We start from the raw sequence: 18468 nt of genomic DNA on the forward strand, positions 1-18468 counted from the left end.
GAGGAGCAGCCGCTTTTCGCGCAGGAGCCCGGTCCGCTCCTTGTACCGCTCCGCCTTCGATGCCTGCCGCTTCAGCGACGCGCACGCTCGGTCGACTTCCGACACGATGTCGGACAGCCGCGTGAGGTTCGCCCGCGTCTCCTCGAGTTTCAGCTCGGCGGCGCGTTTGCGCGCTTTGTATTTCGTGATCCCCGCCGCTTCTTCGATGAGCTTCCGCCGATCCTGCGGCTTCGACGAGAGCACCTGGTCGATCTTGCCCTGTTCGATGATCGAGTAGGCGCGCACGCCGAGCCCGGTGCCGAAGATCACGTCCTGCACGTCCTTCAGCCGCACGCGCTTGCCGTTCAGGAAGTACTCCCCCTCGCCGTCGCGATACACGCGGCGGCCGATCGCGACGCGGCCGTCCGTTTCCGGAAAGTCGCCGTTGCGCGATTTGAGCGTGAGCGTCACCTCGGCCATTCCGAGGGGCCGGCGTTTCCCCGATCCGTTGAAGATCACGTCGTCCATCTTTTCGCCGCGCAGGACCCGCGCGCTCTGCTCTCCGAGCGCCCAGGCGACCGCGTCGCAGATGTTCGATTTTCCGCAGCCGTTGGGGCCGATGACCGCCGTGATCGCCCCCGGAAAGGTCAATTGGGAGGTCTCATGGAAAGACTTGAAGCCCGAGATCTCCAAACGTTCTAAATGGAACATGGGGCGAGGGTAACAGACGTTTCCGGGAAAATCCACTACATCTTGTGGGGGGCGGGACGCGGCGCACAATTCCCAGTGCTCCGACGGGGTCCGGATCGGTCGCGGAATTGCGTTTTCGGGGAGTGTGTTCTATCTTTGTGTTCTTAAAGGCAAAGCTGCTTCCGGAGTCCCGGCCAGTGGACTTGCACGTTACCCGCGAAGTTCCCAAGGGAAGGATTCGACAATGTTGAGCCTGGAAGTACGAAAGAAGACCGGCGAGGCGGAGGTTCGACGCGTCACCGGCCCGCTCGTGACGATCGGCGCGTCGTCGGGGAACCAGGTCGTCGTCCGGGCGAGGGGCGTTTCGGGGCGGCATGCCCGGATTGTCGAAAAAGACGGCGGTTACTTTTTGGACGTTTTTCGCGGGGTCGAACCGGTCTTCGTGAACGGGAAGGAAACACTGGGCGGTCCGCTCGGGATCGGCGATCGGATCACGATCGGCGAAGCTTCGGTCACGCTTCTGAACGGTCGCCCCGCGGGTCGCATCACGCCGGTGGCGGAGACCGAAACCGCCGCCGAGGTCGAGGAGGTTCCCCCGGCCGGCCGCCAGACCGCGGCCGTCCCGACCGTCGCGCCCTCCGGTTTCTCCGAAGCGGAATACCGCGGGCTCCGGCTCGACGTGTTCCGCCGGCTCAAGCGAGAACCGGAAATCGAGCGCGCGGCGCGGGAGATCGCGAAGTTCCTCTCGGAGGAGCTCGGGCCCGAGGAGTGGGCGGTCGGCATGCTCGAACCGGACGGCACCTTCCGTCGGCTCGCCTCGACTTTCCACGAGCCTTTCGAGTTCCCGGCGCGCACGGCCGACGATCTCCGGCGCGCGATGGGGCCGGTGCGGATCGACGAGGAGCGGGGTCCTCTCGCGCTCTTCGCCTCTCCCGGCAAGAGCGGCGAGCGGAAGGTCGTCTTCGCGGCGCGCGAGACCCTCCGTCTTCCCCCGCGCGCCGCGGGGTTGGTCGAAGAGGTCGCCCAGCTCGCCGATCTCGCCTGGTCGTCGGTGAACGCACCGGCGGGCGAACCCGCGACGGCGCCGCCGGCCGCCTCGATCGAACCGCCCCGCGAAGTGGAAATCGTCGCGGCGTCCGACGTGATGCGGCGGCTGATGCTCGACCTGCCGCGGATCGCGCGCTCGAACGCGCCCGTGTTGATCTCGGGCGAGGTGGGAACGGGCAAGGACCTGATCGCGGCGGCGATCCATCGGCAGAGCGACGCGGCGGCGGGGCCGTACGTCGTCGTCGACTGTTCCTCGATGAACCGGCTCGAGGACGAGATCTTCGGCCGCGCGGGCACCCGCGGAGATCGCCGGCACGGCGGCCGGCTGGAGGACGCGCTCGGCGGGACGCTGGTTCTCAACGAAGTGGGGTATCTGCCCTCCGCGGCTCAGTCGCGGCTCCTCGACACGATGGCCGCCATGGCGGGGGAGGAAGGGGTCCGCGGCCGCATCCGCTGGATGGCGACGAGCTCGACGAACCTCCTTCCGGCGGTCGAGAGCGGCGGATTCCGGCGCGACCTCTACTTCCGTCTCGCCGTGCTCACCGTCCGGCTCCCTTCGCTCGCCGAGCGGCGCGAGGACATCCCGGCCCTCTTCGAGCATTTCGCGCGGCGGCATGCGCCTTCGGGACTCGGCCCGATCGAGCCCGACGCTCTGAACGCGCTGCTGACCTATCGCTATCCCGGCAACGCCCGCGAGCTCGAGAACGAGGTCGTCCGCCTCGCCGCGGTCTGTGGCCCGGACGACCCGATCGGGCTCGAGCGCCTCGACCCGAAATTCCGCGAGGCCGAAGCCGGGCTCGTCCTCCACGAGGTGGACGACCTGAAGAAGATCGTCGAGTCGGTCGAGCGCCAGGTGATCGATCGCGTGATGCGGAAGGTCGAGGGGAACCAGAGCAAGGGCGCCGAGCTCCTGAACATCTCTCGGGGGTCGCTGATCGCGAAGATGGCGGAGTTCGCGATCCGGGATTATCGGTACCTGCGCCGCGAGCGCAAGCGCAGCGCCACCGCGTAGGATCGAGATGCGCCGTCGTCGGCGCCTCGCCGCGCGCCGGTGACGTCCACGAGGAACGATCGCCCGCCGGCGGGTGTCCGTGCCGGGAAGGCAAACGCTCTATGATCCTCCCGTGACCGCCGAAGCCGGCTCCGCCCGACGGCTCCTCGCCGTCGCCCTCGTTTCGGGCGGATTGTTCCTCCTCGTTCTCGGGCTCTTCGCGCTGCTCATCTTCCGTTCGCTCTCTTCGAGGCTGACGGAAACCGTTCTCGCCGAATCGCGCGCCGACGCGGAATCGATCGCCCGGAAGCTCGCGGCCGGGAGCCCGCCGCCGCTCCGCGTCTCGGAGACGACGAAGGCGACGGAGCTCTACCTCCACTCGGTGCTCCAGGAGAAGAGGACGGTCGAATACATCACGGTGACCGATCGCGAGGGGCGCCGGCTCTTCGAGGGACGAGCGGAAGGGCGGCGGACGTTCTTCGACGAGCCGCCGACTCCCGCCCTCGACCTGCCGGACGGAACGGGCCGGCGTTCGACGCAGACGTCGTCGGACTACGACATCGCGGTTCCCATCGAGAACATCGGATTCCTCCACGTCGGCGTGTCCAAGGATGCCGTCGCCCGCCGGCTCGAGGCGCTGCGCGCCGATCTCGCCCGCAAGACGGGGCTCGCCGCGCTCGTCGCCCTCGCGGCGCTCGCGGCGACCGACGTGTTCGTCTGGCGGCTGCTCGAGCGGAACCGCCGGCTCGAGGAGGCGAGGCTCGAGGATCGGCGCCTGTCGGAGCTCGGCACGGTCGCCGCGGGGCTCGCGCACGAGATCCGGAACCCGCTCCACGCGCTCGGCCTGACGCTCCAGAACCTCGAGGAGCGGTTTCCGGCGGAAGAACCCCGGTTCGCCGGCGCCCGCTCCGAGGTCCGCCGGCTGGACCGCCTCGTCTCCGATTTCCTGCTCTATGCCCGCCCGACGCCGCTTCGCGTCGAAGAGCAGTTCCTTCCGGCGTTCCTGCGGGAAGCCTGCGCGCTCGCCGCCGTCGAAGCGCGGCAGAAGGGAATCGCCGTCGACGTCGGAGCCGTCCCGGAGACGGCGGTCCGGTGGGACCCCGCCAAGATGCGCCAGGTCGTCTGGAACCTCGTCCGGAACGGCGTCGAAGCGAGCGCCGCGGTTCCCCCCGAGCGCCGCCGGATCGTCCTCGAAGCGGAATCCGGCGGCGGGGAAACGATCCTCCTGCGGGTCCGCGACGCGGGCGAAGGGATTCCGCCGGCGCTCCTCGCCGAGCTCCCGGCGCTCTTCCGCACGACCCGGAAGGGGGGCACCGGTCTGGGCCTGATGGTCGCGAGCCGGATCGTGAAGGAGCACGGCGGAACGCTGGTCCTCCGCTCGCGCGAAGGGGAGGGGACGGCGGTCGAGCTCACGCTTCCGCGCGAAGCGCCGGTCCCGGCCTGAGATCCCGGCGGATCAGAGCGCCGTCTTCGTCTCGTCGTCCTGATCGGCGAGGATCGCGTCGGCGAGCCGGCGGAATCGCTCCGGGAGCTTGACCAGGAGCTCGCCGTCGAGGCGGGTGACGACCTGTTCGGTCGTGGCGGACGTCAGCCTCCCGCCTCCCGCCTGCCGGATCTCGTAGTCGAAGACGAACCGCGCGGTGTCCGGAGGCCGGAGCCGACCCGCGATCTCGAGCACGGCGCCGAAGCGCGCCGGTGCGTGATAGGCGATCTCCATCCGTGTGATCGGAATCAGGTACCCGGCGTCGCGCGCGGTCAGCACGCTCCACTCGTAGCGCGCGCAGACGGCGTTGCGGAGCTCCTCGAGGTACACCGCGTAACGGCCGTGCCAGACGACGCCGTACAGGTCGCATTCGGAGAACCGCACGGGAAGACGCAGCCGGAATCCGCGCAGGGGAGGAGAGCCGCGGCGGACGCTCACGGGCGCGACAGGACGACCGAAAGGAAGTTTCCGCCCGCCCCGAAGGAGTCGACGAGCGCCGTCGAGGCGCGTCCTTCGGCGATCTCGTGGGCGGCCGCGACGAGCTGGGCCCCGCCCGCCGCCGCCATCTCTCCGATCGCCTTTTTCACTTCGATCCGGCGCTTGCCCGGTCCGAGCAGGCGCTCGAGCGCCCGTTCCTCCATCGCGTCGAGCTCCCGGCGGCCGTTCATCGACGGGAGGACCAGATCGACGGCGCCCGCGTCCGCGCCGGCGCGGTCGAGCGCCCCCCGGATCGCCGTCGCGGCCGCGTTCTCGTCGTCCGCGTAGGCGTACGGCGGGCAGGGCGACCCGGCGAACGCGTAGCCGGCGAAGCGCGCGAGCGGTCGCGCCCCCCGGGCGCGGGCGACCTCCTCGCGCTCCAGGAACAGGACGAAGCACCCTTCGCCCTGGACGATGCCCGAGGCGAGCCGCCGCCCGCGGAGCGCCCGCATCTGGTCCATGGCCGAGGAGTAGAACACGTTCCACTCGTCGACGCCCCCCGCGATCATCGCGTCGGCGCGGCCGTCCTCGAGGCATCCGGCGGCGTAGATCGCGGCGTTCAGCGCCGAAGGATCCTTCTGCGTGATGGTGACGTTGGGTCCCAGAAACTTCAGCTCGAGCGACACCTGCGACGCCGGCGCGTTGGCGATGGTGTTCGGGAAATGGAACGGAGGGGCCGCTTCGGGTGATTCCGTGAGCAGCACGCGGATGAACTCCGTGAGCGCGCCGGATCCCGCGGACCCGGTCCCGAGCGCGATTCCGACCCGCTCGGGCCGCTCCCCGATCGGAAAACCGCTCGCGCGCGCCGCTTCGAGGCTCGCGACGACGGCGTACTGGGAGCCGAGGTCGAGCCGGCGCGCCTTCATCGCCGGGATCTCCGGTTGAGGGGACCAGCCGTCGATGCGCGCGACCCAGCCGGCCTGACCGTCTCCCCGCTCTTCCGGGGTCATCGGCCGGACGGCCGATTCGCCGCTCCTCAACCGCCGGAGGAATTCGTCGGTGCCGCGGCCGAGGCTCGACACCGCGCCCGTGCCGGTGACGACGGCGGTCAAGCGGCCCGACCGGACTCGAAGGAGGAGAACGCCACGACCGCGCTGTTTCCGCCGAAGGCGAAGGAGCTCGAAAGGACGGCGCGAATGCGCACGGGGCGGGCGCCTTCGGTGACGTAGTCGAGGTCGCAAGCGGGATCGGGCTCCTCGAGATGGATCGTCGGTGGCGCGACCTGGTCGCGCAGCGCGAGGACGGAGATCACCCCTTCGATCCCGCCCGCCGCGCAGAGCGCGTGCCCGATCATCGATTTGGTCGAGGAAACGGGAATGGCCCGCGCGCGTTCGCCGAGCGCCGCCTTCATCGCGTTGGTCTCGGCCGAGTCGTTGGCGGGAGTCGCGGTGCCGTGGGCGTTGACGTAATCGACGTCGCCGGCATTCATGTGCGCGGAGGCGAGCGCCGCCGCGATCGTCCGCGCCCCCGCGCGGCCGGACGGCTCGGGCGCCGTCATGTGGTACGCGTCGGAGGTGACGCCGTACCCGCGGAATTCCGCGAGGATCGTCGCGCCGCGGCGCCGGGCGCGTTCCGCCTCCTCGAAGACGAGAATGCCCGCCGCCTCGCCGATCGACAGGCCCTTCCGGTTGCGGTCGAACGGCCGGCACGGGTCGGGGTCGACGGAGCGGAGCGAATTGAAGCCGCCGTACGTCAGGCGCGCGAGCACGTCCGAGCCTCCCGTCAGCACGACGTCGGCGAGCCCCTGGCGGATCGCGTCGAAGGCGAAGCCCATCGACACGGCGGAGGAGGAACACGCGGTCGTGATCGTCGACTTGATTCCGCGGAGGCCGAAGAATTCGGCCAGCCGGTCGGTGATCGCGTCCGGCTGGTGGTTGAGGAAGCCGCTCGGCCGGGCGCGGCGGCCCGTGAGCATGCGTTCGAAGTTCGCCTCCGAATCCATGAGGCCGGAAACGCCCCCGCCGAGGATCACGCCGATGCGGGCCGGGTCCTCGCGACCGAGGTCGATCCCGGACGCCGCGATCGCCTCGCGCGCGGCGACGATCCCGATCCGGTCGGCGCGCGACATGCGGCGCCGCCGCGCGGGGTCGATGAAGCCGTCCTGGATCTCGTCGATCTGCGCCGCGGTCGTGGTCCGGTAGGCGGACGGGTCGAAGAGCGTCAGACGGCGGATGCCGCATTCGCCCGCCAGCAGCCCCCGCCACGTGGCGTCGACCGTGCCGCCGAGCGCAGTCACGGCCCCCAGTCCCGTCACGACGACGCGCCGATCCGACATATGATCGATCATAACCGAGAGATCCGATGACGACGCGCGTCGACTGGCACACCTACTTCATGAACATCGCCCGGCAGGCCGCGACGCGTTCGACGTGTCCCCGCAAGCACGTCGGGGCGGTGATCGTCCGCGACCGGACGATCCTCTCGACCGGGTACAACGGGTCGCTGCCCGGGCTCCCTCACTGCGAGGACGTCGGCTGCATGATGGAGGAGGGGCACTGCGTCGCGACGGTGCACGCGGAGGCGAACGCGGTCCTCCAGGCCGCGAAGAACGGCGTCGCGATCTCCGGAGGCGAGCTCTACACGACGGCGTCGCCGTGCTGGCCCTGTTTCAAGCTCCTCGCGACGGTCGGGATCCGGCGGATCTACTACGCGGAGTTCTACCGGGACCCGCGCTCGCTCGAGATCGCGAAAGACGCGGGCATCGAGCTCGTCTCCCTCGCTCCGGAGCCGTCTCCGGCCTGATGCCCTACTCCGCGAGCTGGCGCTCCAGCGCCGCTCTCCCCGCGGCCGTCGTGCGAAAGAACCGGCATCCCATCCCCGAACGCGGAGCCGCCTCCCAGCGGACCACGATCGCCTCGCCGACGAACATCCGCTCCTCTCCGGCGTCGGCTTCCGGGAGCGGGAACGCGACCGCCAGGCGCGATCCGATCGCCTGGGGGCGCCGGCACTCCACGAAGAAGCCGGTGCGGGAGACGTCGAGCATCCTCCCGGAGTGGGACGAGCCCTCGCGCCAGAACGTGATGGGCCAGTCGACGGTGAGGCGCCGTTCCCCGCGCGCCTGCAGGGCGAGGAAGGCCTGGAGCGTCTCGAGGAGGGTGGGTTCGTCCACCGGCTTCCCGAGGAACTGGTCCGCGCCGCACTTCATCGCGTATTCCCGCCGCCCGTGAGAGGACACGAGTACGACCGGGACGTTTCGCCGCGCCGGGTCCGCCTTGAGGACCCGGCAGATTTCGCCGCCGTTCATCCCCGGCATCTCGATGTCGAGATAGATCAGGTCCGGGTTCGCCTCCCGGGCGAGGCTCAGGGCGGCGATCCCGTCCTCGGCCCGGACGAGCCGGCAGTCCGCGCGCTGGAGGATCACCTCGAAGAGGTCGAGGTGCGCGGGAAGATCGTCGGCGATGAGGATCGTCTTCACGCCGCGGGCTCCGGCGCCGGCGTCGGAACCGCGCGGCGGAGGATGGTCTCGCGGATGCCGGCGTAGTAGCCCACCTTCAGGATCGCCCGCAGGAAGATGAAGACCTGCTGGGCGGCGACGAGGAGCACGACGCCGCCGGTCGTCGTCGCCGCCGAGCTGACGTTGAGACGGGACCAGAGGACGTAGAGGACGGCGGTCGCCGCGGCCCAGAGCGCGAGGGTCGCGAGGATCCGCCCGAACCGGCCGAGCGCGGACCCGACGCCGACGAGATACCGGGTGACCGGCGGGAGATCGGGCCGCTCGACGAGCGCCACCCGGATCGCGTCGGCGGCGACCTTGACGACCGTCACGACGGCGACGAGCGCGGCGAGCCGCACGAGCACGACGGCGCGCAGGGACTGCTCGGTCGCCAGATTCGCCGAGAACCCGGCGAGCGCCCTTCCGGACGCCCAGTAGACCCAGTGGTAGAGAGCGGCGACGAGTCCCGCCGCGCCGAGCGTCACGACGAGGAAGGCGGGGAGTCTCCTCGCCCCCTCGCGGGCGAAGACGGTCAGATCGGCGCCCCGGTTGGCGAGGCTTCCGAAGATCCCCCCCAGGAGGAAGGCGTGGAGGACGACGGCGAGCAGTCCGAGACCGAGGAATCCGGCGCCGATGCCGGCGGCCCCGTCGAACGCGCCGAAGCCCGAGGAGCCCTCCTCGGAGAAGAGCGCGAGGCCCTTCTCGGGAAACGTTCCGAGGAGCTCCGGATGCGTCCTCTGCTCGGTGATCCACCAGCGGGCGTTCGGCGCGGCGATCATCGCTTCGGCGGCCGGCGAATGGTTGAGCTCGGCGTGGAGGAAGTTCGAGATCGGGAGGGCGAGAACCGCCGCGAGCCCCGCCTGCACGAGCCAGATCGCGATCGCGAAGTGGGGGCGCCGCACCGAGATCGCGAGCCCCCGTGCGAACTCGTTCACCAGAGCTCCATGAAGAGATCGAGGAGGTTCTCCGTCCAGAAGAAGGCGCGTGCCGTCCAGAGGTTCGCCGCCGCGGCGTCTCCCCGGACGACCCATCCGTCGTTGTTGCGGTCGCGGTCGAGGAGGATCTTTTCCCGCGGATCCACGAGGGCCTTCACGAGCTTCGGGCCGGAGTCGACGTGGAGGCGCATCCACCGCGCCTCTCCGTCCCAGGTCGTTTCCCAGGACTTCCTGCCCGCGAATTCGAGGCGGATGTCGACCGGAAACGCGATCTCTCCGCGCCGCTCGATCACCACGTCGGTTTCGAACGACCGGGGAGGGTTCTCCCGGGGCGGGATCGCCTCGGCGGAGCGCCCCGCCGTCTCGATCCATCCGGCCGGCGGCTCCGCGGGGCGCGTCGCGGCGCTCGCGACCGCGTAGTCGACCGATCCGGCCGAGAAGAGGGCCCGCCGGAGGATCGGCGGCCATCGTCCCCCCGCGATCCGCCCGACGACGGCGAGGAAGTCCTCCGTCGTCGGGTGCCGGAACCGGTACGCGTCGACGTAGGCCCGCAGGAGCCGGTCCATCGCCGCGCTCCCGATTTCGCGCTCGAGCGTCGAGAGCGCGAGCGCGGTCTTCCCGTAGACGAGCGCGTAGGTCGAATGGTCCTCGAACTTCCAGGAGGCGGTCAGGGGATCCCGGCCGACGGAGACGAAGGTGCGGAGCTGCGTGTCCAGCGGCGGATGGAGAGCGACCGACCGGAGGAGCACCGGGAACCCGAAGACCGAGACGAGCGGGTGCGCGTCCCCGACGGTCTCCGCCATGAAGCGAACCTCGGAATATCGGGCGAACCCTTCGTCGAGCCACGCCTCCTCGAATTCGTTCGAGGCGAGCATTCCGTAGAAGTACTGGTGGGCGAATTCGTGGGCGACCGTCGGTTCCAGCGCCTCGTAGCGTTGCCAGGCGCTCTTCGGGGTGCTCGCGGAGGCGCCGCACGCGATCAAGGTCGGGTACTCCATGCCCCAGGCCTCCCGCGCGCTGGCCGGCGGATCCACCATCGTCAGGACGCCGTACGGATACGGCCCGTAGAGCTTTCCGAACAGCGCGATCGCGCGGCGGGCGGCGGCGAAATAGCGCGGCTTGAGCGCGGCATGCTCCGGCTGGCAGAGGAGCGTGACCGAGACCTCGGGGAGTCCGGGCTCGCGGACGCGCTCGGTGTCGACGTCGAAGGCGGGGTCGGCGGTCCACGCGAAGTCGTGCACCGAGTCCTGGTGGAAATGCTCGATCACGCGGTCGCCCGGCGCCTCCCGCTCCTCGAGCAGGCCGCCCGTGCCGCCGACTTTCCCCTTGAGAGCCCGCGGAACGTCGATCGAGACGTCGTAGTCGCCGAAGTCGGCGAAGAACTCGGAGTAGGCGTGGTACTGGTGGCAGTTCCAGGAATCCCCCTGGCGGACGCCGATCTTCGGGAACCACTGTCCGGCGAGGGCGAAATCGCCCGCGTAGCCGGACCGGTCGACGACGCGCGGGAGCTGCGAAACGAACTCGATCGAGAACCGCGCCGTTTCCCCGGGCGCCACCGGCGTCGGGAGGTCGACCCGCGCGACGGTCCGGTCGTCGGCGTTCCCGTCGTCGGGAGCGACGAACCGGAAACCGGGAAGGAGGTCTTCCCCCGCCCCCGAGGTCATCCGGGACACCGCGATCGATCCCCACTGGCCGGGAGCGACGCGGACGGGATCGCCGGTTCGGCGGCGTTCGCGCATGTAGCTCGACCGGTTGTTCTCGAACGCGTTCAGATAGAGATGCAGGAAGATCGACGTCGCCGGACGCGCGCCCGTGTTCTTCCAGGCGAGGAGTTCGCTCCCTTCGATCCGTTTACGCGCCGCGTCGTAGCGGCACGCGATCCGGTACGACGCGACGGGGTCGGCGAGCGGCGCGCTTCGCGCCCGCGCCGCGGCGGCGACCGCGGCGGCCGCGACGACCGCCTTCTTCCATCGCATTGGAAAAACTGTAGCACGGGCGGAGCCGGGACCGTGCGGTAGACTTCGGGCCATGGACCTCGCCCGGGCCAGAGCGCGCGCCGAAGAGCTGCGCGCGGAGATCGAGCGACATGACCGGTTGTATTACGGCGAAAGCCGGATCGAGATCAGCGACGCGGAATACGACCGGCAGGTCCGCGAGCTCCGCCGCCTCGAGGAAGAACACCCGGAGCTGGAAACGGGCGAGTCGCCGACGCGGCGGGTCGGCGGGCAGGCCCCCTCCGGCGAAGCGGTCGTGCACGCCTCGCCGATGCTCTCCCTCGACAACGCGTATTCGCTCGACGAGCTCGCGGAATGGGACGCGCGCGCCCGGAAGCTCGCCGCCGGCGAGCCGTTCGGCTACGTCACGGAGCTGAAGATCGACGGCCTCTCGATCGCGCTTCGCTACGAGAAGGGGCGGCTGGCGCGCGGCGCGACGCGGGGAGACGGGCTCCGCGGCGAGGACGTCACGGCGAACGTGCGCGCGATCCGGTCGATCCCCGCGAAGGTCGCGGAAACGCGTCCGCTGGAGGTCCGCGGCGAGGTCTATTTCCCCCGCCCGGCGTTCGACCGGCTGAACCGCGCCCGGGAGGAGGACGGACTGCCGATCTTCGCGAACCCGAGGAACGCCGCGTCGGGCTCGATGCGGCTGCTCGATCCGGCGGAGACGGGCCGGCGGGGTCTCGATGCCTGGATGTACCAGATCGCCGAGCCGGAGGAGGAAGCGTTCCAGGGCGAGGTCCTCGCGCGGCTGTCGGAGCTCGGGTTCCCGGTGAGCCCGCACTTCCGGGAGTGCGGGAGCTTCGAGGAAGTCGCCGCCTTCATCGAGGAATGGCGCGAGAAGCGTCGGAAGCTGGATTTCGAGACCGACGGGGTCGTCGTCAAGGTGGACTCCCGGGCGGTGCAGAGGAAGCTCGGACAGACGGCGAAGTCTCCGCGATGGGCGGTCGCCTTCAAGTATCCGCCCGAAGAGGCGTTCACCGTCGTGCGCGCGATCGGCGTCCAGGTCGGGCGCACGGGCGTGCTCACTCCCGTCGCGCACCTCGATCCGGTGCGGATCGGCGGCACGGTCGTCCAGCGCGCGACCCTCCACAACTACGAGGACCTCTCCCGGAAGGACGTCCGCGTCGGGGACACGGTCGCGGTCGAAAAGGGAGGGGACGTCATCCCGAAGGTCACGCGCGCTCTCCTCGACCGCCGCCCCGAACGTTCGGCGCCGTTCGCCATGCCCGACCGCTGTCCGGTGTGCGGGGAGGCGGTGCTGCGCGAGGAAGGAGAGGTCGCGACGCGCTGCGTCAACGCCTCGTGTCCCGCGCAGGTCCGCGAGGCGGTGCGCCACTTCGCCGGACGCAAGGCGATGGACATCGAAGGCCTCGGCGACAAGCTCGTCGAAAAGCTCTTCGACGAGGAGATGCTGACGGACGCGGCCTCGATCTACGATCTCGACGCCGGGCGCCTCGCGTCCCTCGAGCGGTTCGGCGAGAAGTCGGCCGCGAACCTCATGGCGCAGATCGAGCGGAGCAAGGAGAGCGGCCTCTCGCGGCTCCTCTTCGCGCTCGGCATCCGCCACGTCGGCGAGAAGGCGGCACGCCTGCTCGCCCGCCGGTTCCGGTCGATCGGGGCGCTCGCGGCGGCCGGCGCCGACGCCCTGATGGAGGTCCCCGAGATCGGTCCGAACACCGCGTCCGCCGTCCGGAGCTGGTTCGATCGCCCTTCGAACGCGTCCCTCGTCGCGCGCCTCCTCGCGCACGGCGTCTCGGGCGAGGAAGCCGGTCCGGCGGAGGAGGCCGGGGGGCCGCTCTCCGGCAAGACGGTCGTCCTCACCGGAACGATTCCGGGCGTGGCCCGGGACGCCGCGGCGTCCCGGCTCGAGCGGGCGGGAGCGAAGGTCGCGGGCTCCGTGTCCCGGAAGACCGATTTCGTCGTCGCGGGCGAGGAGGCCGGATCGAAACTCGATCGCGCGCGGTCTCTGGGCGTCCGCGTCCTGACCTGGGACGAGGCCCTTCGCGAGATGGGCGAGTCGTGAGCGCCGCGACCGCCGTCGCGATCATCGACGACGACCCGGGATCGCGCCGCGCGATGGCGGAGACGCTCCATTCGCTCGGCCCGGTCGTCGAGTTCGACGACGCCGCCCGGGCGCTCGAGCACATCGCCGAGCACCCCGAAGTCTCGGTGGCGGTCTGCGACGTCGTGATGCCCGGGATGGACGGGGCGGCGTTCCTCCAGGAGGTGCGCCGGCGCAAGCTCGACGTCGCGGTGATCCTCGTGACCGCGTACTCGTCGATCGCGGAGAGAGTGCTCGCCGAATCGGACGACTATCTCGAGAAGCCGGTCGATCGCGACCGGCTCCGGAAGCGGGTCACGATCTGCCGGGAGCGCAAGCGGCTCGAGAGCGAGGTCGTGCAGCTCCAGGAACGGCTCGACAAGAGATACGGATTCGAGCGGATCATCGGGCACTCCGAGTCGATGGAACGCCTCTTCGACCGGATGCGGACGGTCGCGCCGACGAAGACGACGGTGCTGGTCGTGGGCGAATCGGGCACCGGGAAGGAGCTCGTCGCCAACGCGCTCCACCAGAACTCGCCCCGGCGCGCGCGCCGCTTCGTTCCGATCAACTGCGGCGCGATCCCGCGCGACATCCTCGAGTCGGAGCTCTTCGGCCACGAGAAGGGCGCCTTCACGGGAGCGCTCGCCCGCAAGATCGGAAAGATCGAGCTCGCGCAGGGGGGGACGCTCTTCCTCGACGAGATCTCGGAGCTGTCTCCCGAGCTGCAGGTGAAGCTCCTTCGGGTCCTCGAGGACCATCGCATCATGAGGGTGGGGGGGACGGAGCTCATCGACGTCGATTTCCGTCTCATCGCGGCGACGAACCGGAAGCTCGAGCGCGAAGTGCAGGCGGGCCGGTTCCGCAGCGATCTCTACTTCCGCCTCAAGGTCGTGACGCTCGAGATCCCGGCGCTGCGCGACCGGCCGGAGGACCTGCCGCTCCCCGTGCGGCACTATCTCGACCTGTTCGCCGAGGAGCACGGGCGCGCCAAGCGCGAGCTCTCCCTGGCCGCCCTGAAGGCGCTGCAGCAGGCGCCCTGGCCGGGCAACATCCGCGAGCTCAAGAACGTCCTCGAAAACCTCGTGCTCTTCGGAGATTCTCCGCGCATCGACGTCGCGGATCTGCCCGACGACGTGCTGCGGCCGGCCGCCTCCGCGGCGCCCGGGCGGCCGGACGCGCCGCCGGTCGCGGCCGTGCGCCCCATGGCCGAGATCGAGCGGGACGCGATCTTCGCCGCGCTCCGCCAGACGCACGGACGGCGCGGCGAAGCGGCGCGCCTGCTCGACATCGGGCTCCGCACCCTTCAGAGAAAACTCAAGGAATACCGCGCCGAAGGCGCGGCGCGCGAATTCCCGGACGACGACGAAAAGCGCGAGGAGGCGTAGAAATGGACCTTCCCGCCCGGGTGATCGTGTTCGCTCCGATCATGGAGATCAAGAACAAGCCCGCGACGCTCGTGTCGGTCTCGGAGCACGGCTACTACGAGCTGCACATGGAGTTCTCGGGGCGCCGCCACACCGTTCTCGCGCCGATCCTCCAGACCGGCCTGGTGTTCAACGAGCCGGAGGAGGAGTTCGCCACCGTCGGCGAAATCGAGAGATAGCCGCCCTGGCGCGGATCGACCGCGCGGCGGCAACGGGACCGGCGCGCTACGCCTTCAGCTCCGCCTCCGCCACCCGGCACAGCCGCTCGGCGATCGCCTCGACGCCCGCCCGGTCCGGCCCCTCGACCATGACGCGCAGGAGCGGCTCGGTCCCGGAATAGCGCAGCAGGACCCGGCCGCGCCCGTCGAGCTCCCGCTCCGCCTCCTCGACCGCGCGGGCGAGGACGACGACGTCGTCGAGGGGCACGCGGCGGCCCACCCGCAGATTCCGGAGCACCTGCGGCGCCTTGCGGAGGTCGGCCAGCGCGGAGAGCGGCGTCCCGCCGACGACGAGGGCGGCGACCGAGAGGGCGCCCAGGATTCCGTCCCCGGTCGTCGAGAGCGCGCTCTGGATGATGTGCCCGGACGACTCCCCGCCGAGCGCCGCGCCGCGCTCCTGCATCACGCGGACGACGTGCCGATCGCCGACCGGCGTCCGGACGAGGGCGGCGCCGATCGTGGAGAGGGCCTGCTCGAGGCCGATGTTCGTCATGACCGTTCCGACGACGACCGGCGGGACGAGCTCGCCCCGGCGATGGAGATCGCGCGCGAGGATCCAGAGGACGTCGTCTCCGTCGAGCACGCGCCCGGTCTCGTCGGCGAGGACGAGCCGGTCCGCGTCGCCGTCGAACGCCGCGGCGAGCCGGTACCGCCCCGACGCGGCGAGCGAGGAGAGCGCCTCCGGGTGCATCGCGCCGCATCCCTCGTTGATGTTCGTGCCGTCGGGAGACGCCCCCCGGACCTCGACGGAGGCGCCCGCGTCGCGGAAGATCGCCGGCGCGACCTCGAACGCCGCGCCGTGGGCGCAGTCGAGGAGCACCGGGAGTCCCCCCAGGTCGCCGGCCGCGGCGCCGACGTGCCGCCGGTAGGCCTCCGCCAGCGCGGGATCGACCGCGGGGACGGGCTCGTCCCCGGGGAGCCCGGTTTCCGAGGGGAGCGCCCGCTCGATCGCCGCCTCCTGCGCGTCGGGGAGCTTGCGTCCGTCCGCGGCGAAGATCTTGATGCCGTTGTCGCGCCACGGATTGTGCGACGCGGAGATGGCGACTCCGAAGGCCGCGCCGCGCTCCCGCACGAGGTCGGCCACCGCGGGAGTCGGTACCACGCCGGCGTTTTCGAGCGCGACGCCCTCGGCCGCGAGCCCGCGGGCGATCGCCGCGAGGATCTCCGGGGTCGACCGCCGGGTGTCGCCGCCGACGACGCCGCGGGCCGTCCGTGCTCCGACGAGCCGCCCGAGAACGCGCCCGATCCGATAGACCGTCGCGGCGTCGAGGGGAAATTTCCCGGCCTCCGCGCGGATGCCGTCGGTGCCGAACAGCTTCACGGGCCGGATTTCCAGCGCACGTGCACCGCGACGACTCCCTTCGGCTCGAGGATGCGGATGTTCGGCTCCGCCGCGAGCGTCGCCGAGGCGGTGAAGTCCCCGCTCCGGCCCGCGAGCGAGATGGGGTCGGTCGGAACGGCGTCGGTGCGGGCGACCTCGCTCTCCGGGCCGGCGATGCGCGCGCTCGGAGGGTCGACGCGGGCCGCGAACCTCGACGCGTCGCCGCCGCTGAACCGGGCGGCGATCCGGACCTGCTTCTGCGCGAGCCGCTCGAGCCGCACGCGGACGGTCGGCGGAGAGATCGACACGACCTCGAGATCCTCGGGGGCGTTGATGTCGTCGCCGCCGAGCTTGTAGATGCGTTCGCCTCCGGGCGCGTCCGAGAAATCCATCACCGCCTCCATCTTCGCGGGGTCGGCGATCCGGATCGCGTCGAAGGGGCCGCGCAGGCGGACGTCGACGGTGTCCGGAACCGGCGAGGCGATCACCATGTTCGCCGGGACGTTCACGACCGTCAGGGGAATCACGTAGCCGCGCTCGGAGATGCGCTGGCGGCGCTGCCCGGAGAGGGAGAACCAGAGGAACCCGGCGAGCGCCAGCGCGAGGAGCTTCCAGCCGAGGTTTTCGAACAACCGCCGCTTCACGCGATCGACCCCTCCGGCGCGCCGCCCGAAGCGAGGTGCGACAGGATCTCCCGAAGCGCTTTACCGTCGAGCCCGTCCGTGAGCCGGCCGTCGCGCGCGAGTCCGATCGTGCCCCGCTCCTCGGAGACGACGATCGTCAGGGCGTCGGTCTCCTCCGAGATCCCGATGGCCGCGCGGTGCCGGGTGCCGTACTCCTTCGGAAGGCCGGTCCGCTGGGTCAGCGGGAGGAACGAGGAGGCGGACGCGATCCGGTGATTCGCGACGATCACCGCGCCGTCGTGGAGCGGCGTTCCCGGCACGAAGAGGTTGACGAGGAGCTCGTACGAGACCGCGGCGTCGAGCCGAACGCCGTTTTCGATGTACGTCTTCAGTCCGTCGCGGCGCTCCAGGACGATCAGGGCGCCGATCCGCTTGGCGGCGAGCGACGTCGCCGCGAGGACCACGTCGGTGACGAGGTCCTCCGTCTGCGGCGCATTGAAGAACGCGACGAGGGGATTGCGGCCGAACTGCTGCAGCGCGCGGCGGATGTCGGCGGCGAAGAGCACGATCACCGCGAACGGCAGGTAGAAGAGGACTTCCTTCAGCACGCCCCGGAGCGTCGGGAGCTTCAGCAGGAGCGCGAGCCAGTAGACCGCCAGGATCGCGAGGAGGCCCAGGATCATCTGGACGGCGCGGGTGCCGCGGATCAGAAGGAGGAGGTTGTAGATGATGACGGCCACGACGACGATCTCGATCGCATCGCGCCACGTGAAGTGGAGCCGCGACAGCATTCCGACCCGCGAGGTCACCGTCGGGATCATCGCCCGATTCTAGCCCGCATCGTCGCGATCCTCCGCCGCGGACGCGGCGATCGCCGCCTCCATCGCGGCGTACGCCTCCCGCGACGCGCCGGCCTCGGCGGCCGCGTCGGAGCCCGGACTGCCCGCCCGGAGAGCGGCGAGAAACCGGGCCGTCGCGCCGACGTCGTGGACGCGGAGGACCGACGCGCCGCGTTCGGCGGCCGCGGCCGCGCAGGCGAGCGATCCGGCGAGCCGGAGCCGCGGGGGAGCCTCCCGAGGAACGCCGGAGTACCGCGCCGTGAAGCCCTTGCGCGACGCACCGACGACGACCGGGAAGCCCGGCTCGGAGAACCGCGCGAGGCGCGCGACGAGGAGCAGATTGTGGGCGGCGCTCTTGCCGAATCCGAGACCGGGATCGAGGGCGATCCGCTCGTCCGGGATGCCGGCCGCCCGCGCGCGCGCCGCCGCGTCGGAGAGGTGGACCGCGATCTCCTCGATCGGCGCGGAATAGAAGAGATCGTTCTGCATCGTGCGCGGATCGGTTCCCCGCATGTGCATCAGAACGACGGCGGCGCCGGCGTCGGCCGCGACGGCGGCGGATTCCGGGTCGTGGCGGAGAGCCGTGACGTCGTTGAGGATGGACGCGCCCGCGGAAAGCGCGGCCCGGGCGACCCGCGCTTTCCGCGTGTCGACGGAAACCGGCACCGCCGTCCCTCGCCGGAGCGCCTCGACCACCGGGACCACGCGCCGGATCTCTTCGTCCCCGGAAACCTCCCGGGCAGCCCCGTAGACCGGCGGCCGCGTCGATTCGCCGCCGACGTCGAGGATGGCCGCCCCCTCCTCGGCCAGCCGAAGACCGTGATCGACGGCGGCGTCCGGTGCGAGGAAAAGGCCGCCGTCCGAGAACGAATCGGGCGTCACGTTGACGATGCCCATGAGGACGGGCAGAACCCGGCCATCGAGGACGTCGCGCCACTCCACGCGCCGATTATCGCGGAGGTCCCGC

Annotated in this window: 17 protein-coding genes; 6 read left to right on the forward strand and 11 right to left on the reverse strand. The window is 70.8% G+C overall.

What is annotated here, in order from left to right; translation table 11 throughout:
* Positions 1-690, reverse strand: a 690-nt coding sequence (locus VFS34_01935) for an AAA family ATPase (GenBank protein HET9793194.1), incomplete at its 3' end; no start/stop codon positions are given.
* A 223-nt stretch (positions 691-913) separates the two neighbouring features.
* Here VFS34_01935 and VFS34_01940 point away from each other — a divergent pair.
* Positions 914-2728 (forward strand): sigma 54-interacting transcriptional regulator, encoded by a 1815-nt coding sequence (locus tag VFS34_01940; protein HET9793195.1) that lies wholly within the window; start codon positions 914-916, stop codon positions 2726-2728.
* Positions 2729-2840: 112 nt separating this feature from the next.
* Positions 2841-4151 (forward strand): HAMP domain-containing sensor histidine kinase, encoded by a 1311-nt coding sequence (locus VFS34_01945; GenBank protein HET9793196.1) that lies wholly within the window; start codon positions 2841-2843, stop codon positions 4149-4151.
* 12 nt (positions 4152-4163) lie between these two features.
* Here VFS34_01945 and VFS34_01950 read toward each other — a convergent pair whose 3' ends face one another.
* From VFS34_01950 to VFS34_01960, 3 genes are read right to left on the reverse strand one after another with little or no spacing between them, the layout of a single operon-like run.
* Positions 4164-4628, reverse strand: coding sequence for an acyl-CoA thioesterase (locus VFS34_01950; protein ID HET9793197.1), 465 nt, complete (start codon positions 4626-4628; stop codon positions 4164-4166).
* Positions 4625-5719: a beta-ketoacyl synthase N-terminal-like domain-containing protein gene (locus VFS34_01955; protein HET9793198.1), complete on the reverse strand. Its 1095-nt coding sequence runs from the start codon at positions 5717-5719 to the stop codon at positions 4625-4627. The genes VFS34_01950 and VFS34_01955 overlap by 4 nt, the downstream gene beginning before the upstream one ends.
* On the reverse strand, positions 5716-6942 hold the full coding sequence (locus VFS34_01960) for a beta-ketoacyl-[acyl-carrier-protein] synthase family protein (protein ID HET9793199.1): 1227 nt from the start codon (positions 6940-6942) through the stop codon (positions 5716-5718). Before VFS34_01960 ends, VFS34_01955 begins: the two co-directional genes overlap by 4 nt.
* 26 nt (positions 6943-6968) lie before the next feature.
* Between VFS34_01960 and VFS34_01965 the strand changes: the two genes are divergently transcribed.
* Positions 6969-7409, forward strand: coding sequence for a cytidine/deoxycytidylate deaminase family protein (locus VFS34_01965; GenBank protein HET9793200.1), 441 nt, complete (start codon positions 6969-6971; stop codon positions 7407-7409).
* A gap of 4 nt (positions 7410-7413) precedes the next feature.
* Here VFS34_01965 and VFS34_01970 read toward each other — a convergent pair whose 3' ends face one another.
* From VFS34_01970 to VFS34_01980, 3 genes are read right to left on the reverse strand one after another with little or no spacing between them, the layout of a single operon-like run.
* A complete protein-coding gene (locus VFS34_01970; protein HET9793201.1) occupies positions 7414-8082 on the reverse strand; it encodes a response regulator in 669 nt (222 codons plus the stop codon).
* Positions 8079-9035 carry a hypothetical protein gene (locus VFS34_01975; GenBank protein ID HET9793202.1) on the reverse strand — a complete coding sequence of 319 codons (957 nt, stop codon included), beginning with the start codon at positions 9033-9035 and terminating at the stop codon, positions 8079-8081. Before VFS34_01975 ends, VFS34_01970 begins: the two co-directional genes overlap by 4 nt.
* Positions 9032-11011, reverse strand: coding sequence for a M1 family metallopeptidase (locus tag VFS34_01980; GenBank protein HET9793203.1), 1980 nt, complete (start codon positions 11009-11011; stop codon positions 9032-9034). The genes VFS34_01975 and VFS34_01980 overlap by 4 nt, the downstream gene beginning before the upstream one ends.
* A gap of 52 nt (positions 11012-11063) precedes the next feature.
* Here VFS34_01980 and ligA point away from each other — a divergent pair, with 52 nt between their 5' ends.
* Genes ligA through VFS34_01995 form a run of 3 tightly spaced genes read left to right on the forward strand, consistent with a single transcriptional unit; the run spans position 11064 to position 14679 of the window.
* Positions 11064-13055 carry an NAD-dependent DNA ligase LigA gene (gene ligA / locus VFS34_01985; protein HET9793204.1) on the forward strand — a complete coding sequence of 664 codons (1992 nt, stop codon included), beginning with the start codon at positions 11064-11066 and terminating at the stop codon, positions 13053-13055.
* Positions 13052-14461, forward strand: a complete 1410-nt coding sequence (locus VFS34_01990) for a sigma-54 dependent transcriptional regulator (GenBank protein ID HET9793205.1) — start codon at positions 13052-13054, stop codon at positions 14459-14461. The genes ligA and VFS34_01990 overlap by 4 nt, the downstream gene beginning before the upstream one ends.
* A 2-nt stretch (positions 14462-14463) precedes the next feature.
* The gene (locus VFS34_01995; GenBank protein HET9793206.1) at positions 14464-14679 is read left to right on the forward strand and encodes a hypothetical protein; all 216 of its coding nucleotides are present in this window, start codon (positions 14464-14466) and stop codon (positions 14677-14679) included.
* A 46-nt stretch (positions 14680-14725) separates the two neighbouring features.
* Here the strand turns inward: VFS34_01995 and glmM are convergent, their stop codons facing one another.
* From glmM to folP, 4 genes are read right to left on the reverse strand one after another with little or no spacing between them, the layout of a single operon-like run.
* Positions 14726-16039 carry a phosphoglucosamine mutase gene (gene glmM, locus VFS34_02000; GenBank protein HET9793207.1) on the reverse strand — a complete coding sequence of 438 codons (1314 nt, stop codon included), beginning with the start codon at positions 16037-16039 and terminating at the stop codon, positions 14726-14728.
* Complete coding sequence (locus tag VFS34_02005) at positions 16036-16683, reverse strand: CdaR family protein (protein ID HET9793208.1); 648 nt, start codon at positions 16681-16683, stop codon at positions 16036-16038. Before VFS34_02005 ends, glmM begins: the two co-directional genes overlap by 4 nt.
* Entirely contained in the window at positions 16680-17483 is an 804-nt protein-coding gene (gene cdaA / locus VFS34_02010; GenBank protein HET9793209.1) for a diadenylate cyclase CdaA, read from the reverse strand. Before cdaA ends, VFS34_02005 begins: the two co-directional genes overlap by 4 nt.
* Before the next feature lie 9 nt (positions 17484-17492).
* On the reverse strand, positions 17493-18443 hold the full coding sequence (gene folP, locus VFS34_02015; protein HET9793210.1) for a dihydropteroate synthase: 951 nt from the start codon (positions 18441-18443) through the stop codon (positions 17493-17495).
* Between the last annotated feature and the right edge of the window lie 25 nt (positions 18444-18468).

The organism is Thermoanaerobaculia bacterium (genome assembly GCA_035717485.1).
In the GTDB taxonomy this organism is placed as follows: domain Bacteria; phylum Acidobacteriota; class Thermoanaerobaculia; order UBA5066; family DATFVB01; genus DATFVB01.